Origin of the sequence: Streptomyces sp. W16, assembly GCF_033194735.1 — a bacterium.
Lineage (GTDB): Bacteria > Actinomycetota > Actinomycetes > Streptomycetales > Streptomycetaceae > Streptomyces.
On sequence record NZ_JAWOAI010000053.1, the window covers coordinates 21,267 to 30,234 of the forward strand.

At 70.4% G+C, this 8,968-nt stretch carries 8 protein-coding genes and 1 pseudogene; 1 reads left to right on the top strand and 8 read right to left on the bottom strand.

Going from position 1 to position 8,968, the window contains the following annotated elements:
* Positions 1 to 143: 143 nt before the first annotated feature.
* The 7 genes from R6V09_RS10060 to R6V09_RS10090 form a co-directional block, all read right to left on the bottom strand.
* On the bottom strand, positions 144 to 1,457 hold the full coding sequence (locus tag R6V09_RS10060; protein ID WP_317881010.1) for a cytochrome P450 family protein: 1,314 nt from the start codon (positions 1,455 to 1,457) through the stop codon (positions 144 to 146).
* Entirely contained in the window at positions 1,454 to 3,829 is a 2,376-nt protein-coding gene (locus R6V09_RS10065; protein ID WP_317881011.1) for a hypothetical protein, read from the bottom strand. The genes R6V09_RS10060 and R6V09_RS10065 overlap by 4 nt, the downstream gene beginning before the upstream one ends.
* Positions 3,830 to 3,909: 80 nt before the next feature.
* A complete protein-coding gene (locus R6V09_RS10070; RefSeq protein ID WP_317881012.1) occupies positions 3,910 to 4,929 on the bottom strand; it encodes a nucleoside triphosphate pyrophosphohydrolase in 1,020 nt (339 codons plus the stop codon).
* A gap of 46 nt (positions 4,930 to 4,975) precedes the next feature.
* Complete coding sequence (locus tag R6V09_RS10075) at positions 4,976 to 5,623, bottom strand: SurA N-terminal domain-containing protein (RefSeq protein ID WP_317881013.1); 648 nt, start codon at positions 5,621 to 5,623, stop codon at positions 4,976 to 4,978.
* Between the two features lie 197 nt (positions 5,624 to 5,820).
* A complete protein-coding gene (locus R6V09_RS10080; protein WP_317881014.1) occupies positions 5,821 to 6,459 on the bottom strand; it encodes a hypothetical protein in 639 nt (212 codons plus the stop codon).
* A gap of 6 nt (positions 6,460 to 6,465) precedes the next feature.
* Positions 6,466 to 7,038 (bottom strand): hypothetical protein, encoded by a 573-nt coding sequence (locus R6V09_RS10085; RefSeq protein ID WP_442810009.1) that lies wholly within the window; start codon positions 7,036 to 7,038, stop codon positions 6,466 to 6,468.
* Positions 7,039 to 7,152: 114 nt separating this feature from the next.
* Positions 7,153 to 7,977: a glycoside hydrolase domain-containing protein gene (locus R6V09_RS10090; protein WP_317881016.1), complete on the bottom strand. Its 825-nt coding sequence runs from the start codon at positions 7,975 to 7,977 to the stop codon at positions 7,153 to 7,155.
* A 413-nt stretch (positions 7,978 to 8,390) separates the two neighbouring features.
* On the opposite strand from R6V09_RS10090, the gene R6V09_RS10095 reads away from it, so the two are divergent.
* A complete protein-coding gene (locus R6V09_RS10095) occupies positions 8,391 to 8,741 on the top strand; it encodes a hypothetical protein (protein WP_317881017.1) in 351 nt (116 codons plus the stop codon).
* Between the two features lies 1 nt (position 8,742).
* Here R6V09_RS10095 and R6V09_RS10100 read toward each other — a convergent pair.
* Positions 8,743 to 8,968, bottom strand: a pseudogene (locus R6V09_RS10100) (insulinase family protein); the annotation flags it as partial.

The following is an 8,968-nucleotide window of genomic DNA, read 5'->3' on the forward strand; positions in this document are numbered from 1 at the left end:
GCGGGGCGCCGCGCTGGTACGTGAACGTAGCCGCAGTCGATCACTTGTCACAAGTTAATGCCACGTAGATCACGTGAAGATCACAGACTTGAGGAACTGTCATCTTCGGGTTTACGGGGCGAGATGGCCTGTTCGGTCCAGGTTTACGGGGTTGGCGTGCCCGCTCGGGGGGTGAACTCCACGGGCAGGGTGCGCAGTCCACGCATGATGAGCCCGCCGCGCCAGCGCAAGTCGGCCGGATCCGCGGCGAGTTGAAGGTCGGGCAGGCGGGTGAGGAGCGTGGCGAGCGCGGTCTGCCCCTCCAGCCGGGCGAGCGGGGCGCCGAGGCAGTAGTGGATGCCGTGGCCGTAGCCGAGGTGTTGATTGTCACGCCGTCCCAGATCGAGGACGTCGGGATCGGCGAACCGTTCCGGATCGCGGTCCGCCGCGGCCAGTACGACGAGTACGGGGTCGCCGGCCGCGATGTCCTGCCCGCCGAGGGTGAGCGGGCGGGTGGCGAAGCGCCAGGTCGCCAGCTCCACCGGGCCGTCGTAGCGCAGGAGTTCCTCGACGCCGGTTTCGAGGAGTTCGCGTTCACCCGCGGCCAGGGACTTCTCCAGGCGGGCGCGCTGCTCGGGGTGGGTGAGGAGGGCGTAGGTGCCGTTGCCGATGAGGTTGACGGTCGTCTCGAAGCCGGCGAAGAGCAGGATGAAGGCCATCGCCGCGGCCTCGTTCTCGGTGAGGTGCTCGCCTTGGTCGGAGGCGCGGATGAGGGCGGAGATGAGGTCTTCGCCGGGGAGTGGGTCCGGGCTGTCGGCGAGGGCCGCGCGCTTGCGGTGGATGAGGTCGGCGAGATAGCCGCGCATCTTCTTGACGGACCGGGCGACTCCACCGCGCGGTCCTCCCCCGTGGCGGATCATCATGCCCGCCCAGTCCCGGAAGTCGTCCTGGTCCTCGCGGGGGACGCCGAGCAGGTCGCAGATGGCGTAGATGGGGAGCGGGAAGGCGAAGTCGTGGATGAGGTCGGCGGAGCCGGTCTGCGCGAACCGGTCGATGAGATCGTTCGTCAACTCCTGCACGCGCGGCGCGAATTCGGCCACCCGGCGGGGTGTGAACGCCTTGCTGACCAGCCGTCGGAGACGGGTGTGGTCCGGCGGGTCGATGTTGAGGAGGTGCGTCATCAACTCGGCCTTGCGCTCACCCGGGATACCGGTCTTGCCCTTGGCGTGGGCCGGTTCGTCGTGATGCGCGGGGTTCTTGGACAGGCGCGGGTCGGCGAGGGCGTGCTTGGCGTCGGCGTACCGGGTGACCAGCCAGGCCTCCACTCCGCTGGGGAGGCGTGTCTTGTGCACGGGGGCGTGCTCGCGGAGCCAGGCGTAGGCGGGGTAGGGGTTGGTGGCGAACTCCCAGGTGAAGAGTTCGGGGGCGGGTACGGGGGCGGAGGGGTGGGGGTGCGGCTGGGCTGGCTGGTCTGTCACTCCTTGACGGTATCCGGGGTGGCGGGGCGCTCGGCGAGGGCCTTCAGGGCGGCGGGGTGTCCCATGTCGGCGGCTTTGCGGTACCAGGTTGTGGCTTCGGCGGGCTTACCTTGCTTTTCGAGGAGGGTGGCCAGGCGGTAGGTGCCGTAAGAGTCGCCGGATTCGTGGGCTTTCTCGTACTGGGCGCGGGCTTCGTCGGGGTGGCCCTGTTTCTCCAGTACGACGCCGTGGTGGGCGATGGAGAGGGGCCAACCGTCGGTCACCGCGAAGCTCTCAGCGGCGGTCGCCAAGGACTCCGGCTCGACCCACAGAAGTCGTTGCAGGTCACCTGCCCACTCGTTGCCGTCGCTCGCCGCACGCCCCAGCCATACCTGGGCTTTTTCGCGCTCGTTGCACAGGAGGTGCATCAAGCCCATGTTCAGGGCGACCCCGGCGTATCCCATGCTTGCCGCCTCGCTGTAGGGAACGGCTGCGGCCAGGACATCTCCCTTTCCGAGCAGCACATCGCCCAAGCGGTGCGCGGCCTCCGGGTTCTCCGCCTCGAACCCCTTCCTCAGCCACCGTTCTGCTCGCTCCAACATGAGTTTGCCGAGCAAGGTCGCCGCGTCACCGTCCCCGGCTTCGGCGGCCGACTCCAGGAAGGGCTCCGCCTTCCTGCTCTCACCGCGCTCCACGAGCATCCGCCCAAGGTGCCCGGCAGACTCGGCCCACCCGGCCTCCGCCGCCCGCCGGACCCACGACTCGGCCTTCTCCCCCTCCCCGACGCTCTCTTCGAGCAGGCCGAGGGCGTGCATGGCCGCCGCGTCCCCCGCCTCCGCCTTGCGCAAATACGCCGCCCGTGCCCCGGCGGCGACGCTCTCGACGTCGTACGCCGCCGGGTTCGCCCGCGCCGCCTCCAGCGCGTGGCCCCACACCCAATCGGCGACGGGCGGGAACGTCTCGTCCTGTTCCGCCGTGTGCACGAAATACGGCAGCACGTCCGCGAACGGTCCCTTCTCCCCTTCACCGCATCTCAGCGTGCGCAGCACCCCGTACCGCTTCTGCCCGGCCCACTCCCAGGCGTCCTCCAGGGACTCCCGCTCCAGCCCCGCGATGCCGTACCCCTCGTGCACCTTCACCAACAGGTCCTGCGGCAAAGGCCCCTTCAGTCCGCACTGGGCCAGATCCACCGCCGCCCGCACCAGCGCGTAGGCGCGAGGGTGCCGCTCGCGGTTCGGGGCGAGTTGCCAGTCGTTCCAGAGGCGGGGGCCGATGGCGAGGTAGGTGGCGACGCCCACCGTGCTGCTCTCTCGGGCAGCCTCGATGAGCCGGGGATCACTAGCCCCCCCAGCATGCTTCCGTTCGGCGGGCCCCCAAGCGCGAGGAAGTTCGACGAGTTGCGCCAGGCCCAGCAGCCGGCCCTGCGCGGACGTCCTTCGGGCGTACTTGGCGTAGGCGTCCTCCCGCATCGTCGCCAGTACGACCGCTTCGAGCCCGGTCAACTGGCCCAGCAGTCTCGGCTCCAGACCACCGCTCCCGAGATGCGCGTCGAGGTCGTCCAGCCAGACGACACACCGCTCCGTCCGGCCCCGCAGCAGCGTGGGCAGCGTCCGCAGGTCTTCGTGCTGGGCGGGCGCGAACACCCGGTAGTCGGGGGCCACTTGAGCCATCGCCGCCAGGGCGGTACGCGACTTTCCCGCGTACGCCTGCCCGAGGACGACCACCAACCCGCCCTCCGAACGCGCCTGCTCCAACGCCGAGTTGACCATTCCGTCCTGATCCCTGCGCACGTACGGCGGCAGCGCGGGCAGCCCCTTCATCCTCCGGGTCGGCCGGACCCCGTGGGTGAGCGGCTCGATGTCCTTCGCCAACGGCCAGTCGAGCGGCCCTGGTTGGGCGGTATCCGGCGGCGGGGCAGCGTACGTGTTGTTCACGTGCTGAACGCCGACGACCTGTCCGTTGAAGGTGCTGCGGCGGAAGTCGATGTGGTCTCGGTCGGTGGGCTCGGGCAGCGGGGGCTGGCTCGTCAGCTGGCCTGCGTCGGGAAGGGCTCCGTCTTTATTAGGTGCGAGCTGCCCGGTCGGGCCGAACCGACCGATGAGGGCGCGGAGTTCGTCGGTGGCCATGGGGTTGGACGACCGCCGGATTCCCTCAAGCAGTTGACGACGCCACAGTGCCATCTGCCCCATGCTGGGGGGCTTTCCCCTCCCCCCGTTGACAGTGGCGAGGTCCTGCGCGTACGCGTCCAGTCCGCGCCGTCCGAGCCAGACGATGAACTCGGCCCGGACCGCCGCCCAGTCCGTCCAGTCGGGCGATCCCAATCCCCACACCAAGACATCGACGGCCTCGTCGGCCAGCCGCTCCATCTCCCCGTCGTCCACGCGCTCCCCCACACCCGAAACCGTCCCTGCCCCAACGGTACTGAGCCCACGCCCCTGGATCCGCCCGTCGGAGCGACCTCACCCGCCCTACTTCACCGTCCGGCCGCGCTCGCCGACTCCACCGCCCTGATCGCATCCCGGTAAGCCCGCCCCGCCGCCCGCAGCGCCGCCTCCGGATCCACGCCGTCCGCCTCGGCACGTACCGCCAGCGCGAGCAGCTCGTAACCGATGCCGTCGTCCCCCTTCGACAGCGGCAGCGGTACCTCAAGTCCCGCCGTCCGTACGCGTGATGCCAGTTTCGCCGCGAGGGCGAGGCCGGGCTGGCCCATGGGGATGCCCTCGGTGACAGAGGTGCGGCGCTTCTCCTCGGCCTTCGTGCGCAGCCAATGCGCCTTCACCTCCTCGGGAGTTGACGCCGTCTCGTCGCCGAACACGTGCGGGTGGCGGTGGATCAGCTTGGTGACGATGCCGCCGGCCACGTCGTCGATCGAGAAGGGGGTCTCGGGGTCCTCCTCCGCGATCCGGGCGTGGAAGACGACCTGGAGGAGGACGTCGCCGAGTTCCTCGCGGAGTTCGTCGCGGTCGTCCTTCTCGATCGCGTCGACGAGTTCGTACGCCTCCTCGATGCCGTACTTCGCCAGGCCCTTGTGGGTCTGCTGGGAGGACCACGGGCACTCGACACGGATGCGGTCCATGACCTGGACGAGGTCGAGGAGGCGGGCGCCCGGCAGGTCGTAGGAGGCGGGGAGGAGTTCCAGTTCGGGCATCCGGACGCGGCCGGAGCCGGCGAGGCGGGCCAGGCCGTCGGTCAACGCCGGTTCGCCCTCACCCGTGGCCACGATCACCACCGTGTGACCGCCAGCGCAGACGGCGACCAGTTCCTCGGCGGTCGGGGACGCCTCGACGACGGCTATGCCGGCCTCGCTCAGATACGGCAGCTGCGGATGCGTACCGTCCGCGCACAGCACGCGGTCGGCGGTGCGCAGTGCCTCCCAGGCGGGCCAGGACAGCAGTCCGGGAGCGACACGGTGGCTGGTGGTGAGCAGGACGATGCGGCCAGGAGCGGGGGCGGAGGCGGGGGTGCTCTCGGGACCGGGGGTGGTTTCGTTCACCCTCCGAACGTAACCCAGCCCTCCGGATGCCGTGTCCGCCGTACCGTTACGCCGGCTTCTGTGTCTGCGCCGCCGTGACCTCGCGTACCCACGGTGTCTTGGCGTCGATCCGGCTGCTCTTCTCCACGTCCCAGGTGCCGTAGCGCGGGTTGAGGTCGACGTGGAGTTCCTTGGAGGCGGTCGACAGGGCCTTCCAGAAGGCGGGCTGGCTGGTGTCGGTGCCGAGCTTCGTGGCGAGTTTGGTGCCCTCCACCTGGAGGCGGAGGTTCTCGTCGAGGCGCTGCGGGGGGACGCCGTACTGGGCCAGCCAGGTCGCCTCCAGGGCCTTGGAGCCGCCCGCCTGCTGGGCGAGGGCGGCCCGCATGTCCTGGATGTCCTTGCGGGTGACGGTGACGTCGGCGTCCTGTGCGGCGCGGTGCACGACCTGGTCGAAGACCATGCCGTAGAGCGTCTCGCGGGTGAGGCCGCCGGTGGTGGCGATGGCCCGCACGTACTGTGCCTGGTCCTGGACGGCCGCCCGCTGTGCCACGCGCACCTCGTTGACCCTGCTCTGCAACTGCGCGACGGTGATGCGCTGCCCGCCGACGACGGCCGCGGCGCCTGGATGCGCTTCGCTTCCGCAGGCGGTCAGGGCGGGGGCCGCGGCGGCGATCACGGCGGTGAGGACGAGCGCGGTGCGACGGCGGCGGTGCAAGGGAGCCTCCCGTTGGAGATTGCAATAACAGGTGCGGCGCGCAGCGCCTCCATCAGGGGTGGTGGTCGGGCGACGGGCGGGCGCACAAAGTCTTGCGGTGATCGATGTTAGGCAGTGGGTCGCCTGTGGCCAACCCATTCGACCAACGATTCACCAGGACTTCGGGCACCGGCACGCACCCGGCACACACGCGTGCGCTAGCCGCGGGCGTCCAGCGCTCGTTCCACGGCCGCGGTGACCGCCGCGCGGAGTCCGTCGCCGGTGGGTACCCAGGACACGTTCGTGGCGGTCTTGTCCGCACCCGCACCGTCGCTGCTGTCGCTGCCCACGAGTACGAAGCCGACTTTCGCGTAGCGCTCCGTCGTCTCCTGCGCCGCCCTCACCTCGGAGCCGCCCACCGCGAGGACGACCTCGCAGGAGCTCTGGAGCATGGCGTTGAGGAAGGGGCGCGCGTTCGCGGTGCTCTGTTCGCCGGTCACCGAGGTGTAGCTCACGCGCGCGTGCGTCCTGAGTGAGGCGTCCTGCATGCCCCGCCAGACCGTGGCGGCGGTGCTCCCGTTGATGCCCTGGTGGTCGGTGAGCAGGCAGGCGTCGGTGTCGGTGTAGTGCCGGGCCCGGGTGGCGGGGATCGGCGGGCGGCTGTCGTGCCTGGAGAGGACGATCCCGGTCACGATCACCGCGAGGACGACGGCGAGCGCTGTCGCGATCATGGCGATGGTGCGACCGCCCAGCGAACGCAGCCCGGCCACCACGGCATGCCCCACGCGCGTGAGCCGTCGCTGTTTCTCCGCCGGGACCGGACGCGCCTGCGTGACCTGCCGGACCTGCTTGCCCATGTACCGCTACTCCTCAGCCCGTTCGACCACCGGGTCGCCTGCCCGATCAGCCGTAAGGTCCTGCACCCGGTCGATCGCAAGGCCGTCCGCGCGGACGATCGCAAGGCCGTCCGCGCGGACGATCGCAAGGCCGTCCGCGCGGTCGATCGCGCGGACGATCGCATCGATCGAAGGGTCCTCCGCGCGGTCGATCGCATCCATCGAAAGGCCCTCCGCGCGGTCGACCACCAGGCCATGTGCCTGACCCGCCACAAGACCCCCCGCTCGCCGGGGCCACGCCCGCCACGCGTGCGCCGAGGCGCCCGCCATGGACAGGGTGACCAGCAGCAGGTCCACGCCGAACAACGCGCCGTGCGTGTCGACCGGCGTCAGCGCGAGTTCGGTGATCCAGGCCGCGAGGACCGCGGTGAACCCGGCGAAGGCCAGCCAGTCGGCGCGGGTGCGGCGCCGCAGGGCGAGGACGAGGGACGGGACGGGACACAGCAGGCCCAGGCTGACGACCGGCAGCACGGCGAACCCCGCGCGCACGGCCGGCGTCCGCAGCACCGGCGCGGCAGACGCCCTCAGCACCCTCAACATCCTCATCGCCCTCACCCCTCGACCCTCAGCACCAGGCCGTCAGCAGCCGACACCCGGCACCCGGCTGTCGGCACCGGTTGCCCGCCCCCGGCTCTCAACCCGTTCCCGTGCCGCTCAGCCGGTGATGGCCACCGGCGCGTCCCACGCGTCGCGGTCCACGGTGATCGTGTAACCGCCGCGGGTCTCCTTGCTGTTGACCATGTACTGGTGGGCGCGGCTGTGGTCGGTGAACTGGGTGGAGCCCCACGGCCAGTCCGAGGTCGTCGTGTTGACCTTGTCCCACAGCGCGTACCAGAGGTTCCCCGGCAGGTCCGTCTTGGTGGTCGCGGTTGCGATCGCCTTGGCGCTGGAGCTGCTGAAGCCGTAGAGGCCGCTGCGGTAGATCTTGGCGTGCAGTTCCTTGTCGAAGGCGCGCACATAGGTCAGCACGGCGTTGTTGCAGGACGTGTTCGTCGTGTCGTACGACTCCATGTCCAGGTAGACCGGGCTGCCGGCCTTGAAGCCGAGCGCCGCGGACTTGGCGACCGCGTCGTCCGCCTCGGACTTGCCGACGGCCGCTGCGGTGGTGGCGCTGATCTTCACCGAGCCGCCGGAGCCGCAGGAGGGCTGGGAGCCGACGTAGAGCGGGATGAACTTCCAGCCGACCGTGGTGAGGGACTTGACCCAGGAGGCGGTGAGGTTGGGCTGGCTGCAGCCGCGGTTCTTGCCGCCGATGTAGACGGCGGCGGCGCCGTAGAGGCCGCCGTGCCAGGCCTTCATCGCGGCGAGGGAGGGGGCGGCGCAGGTGTCGAAGGCGCGGCCCGTGTAGGTCTTCTGCGCGGGCCAGGTCGTGGCGGCCATCGAGGTCTGCGCGGCGATACCGCCCCCGGCGACGACGGCGGCACCCGCGACGCCCCACGCGATGTATCTGCGCTTCTTCGACTGCCGATGCTCGGACACGAAAAACCCCACCCCTGTTCATGACAAGCGGACGTGTACGACGTCCGCCGGAAAATTGTCGGCCCCCTGAGGGCCCCCGGAAGCTGCGCGGGTCCGGCGCGGCGACGCCGTAGGACTACGGTCGTACGGCCCTGGTACGGAACTGTCCGTGCGCGCGCGGGACTTGGGACCCCAGCGAATCGCACGATAATCGACGCTGTCCTTGGGCCCGGAAAACAGATCCTCTCGATCGCCACAAGATTCCCTCACGACACGGCAAAAACTCGCGTTTCAGGGAACGCGGACCGGACAAACGCCGTACTCGGGCACGGAGCGTGGCGGGCGTCCGCCTGGTTGCGTGGTGGCTCACATGGCCGTTCGTCCCCCGGGCGACGGCCCGTGCCATAACCTTGGCCCGACCTTGGGGGGTTGACATGGCAAAGCGGCTGGAAGCCGGCTGGTGGCAGCGGATCGTCTGGGTGTTCCTCGCCTGGGGGTCGTGCGGCCTGCTGGTGTGGGTGCCCTTCCTGTACGCGGCGATCCGCCGCGGCAGGGGTTCGGACTGGGGTGCCTTCGCGTCCTTCGCGTTCTACGAGTGCGTCACGCTGCCGTGGGCGGCGTCCGGAGGCAGCTCCAGCGGCGACCCGTTCCTCGGTGTGGCCGTCGTGCTGACCATGTTCCTGGCCGCCGGACTGCTGCTGTTCGGCATGTTCGACACCCCGCCCTCGAAGCAGCCGCTGTACGTGGTCATGCCGGCGCAGCAGGGCAACCCGTACCTGCGGTAGGTCACGTCCGCCGGGTGCGCCGCAGAATCCGTACCGCGGGCCAGACCAGCAGTCCGGTGACGGCCCACAGGAAGCCCGCGAGGCCGAGCCACTCGCCGGTGCTGCTGTCGGGGTCGCCGCCGCCGAAGGCCGTCATCGCGAGCGCGAGGAAGGCGAACAGCCCGCCCAGCAGAAAGAGGACGACCAGCGCGGCGGTCTGTCCGCCGGTGCGCCGGGCGGGCGCGGCA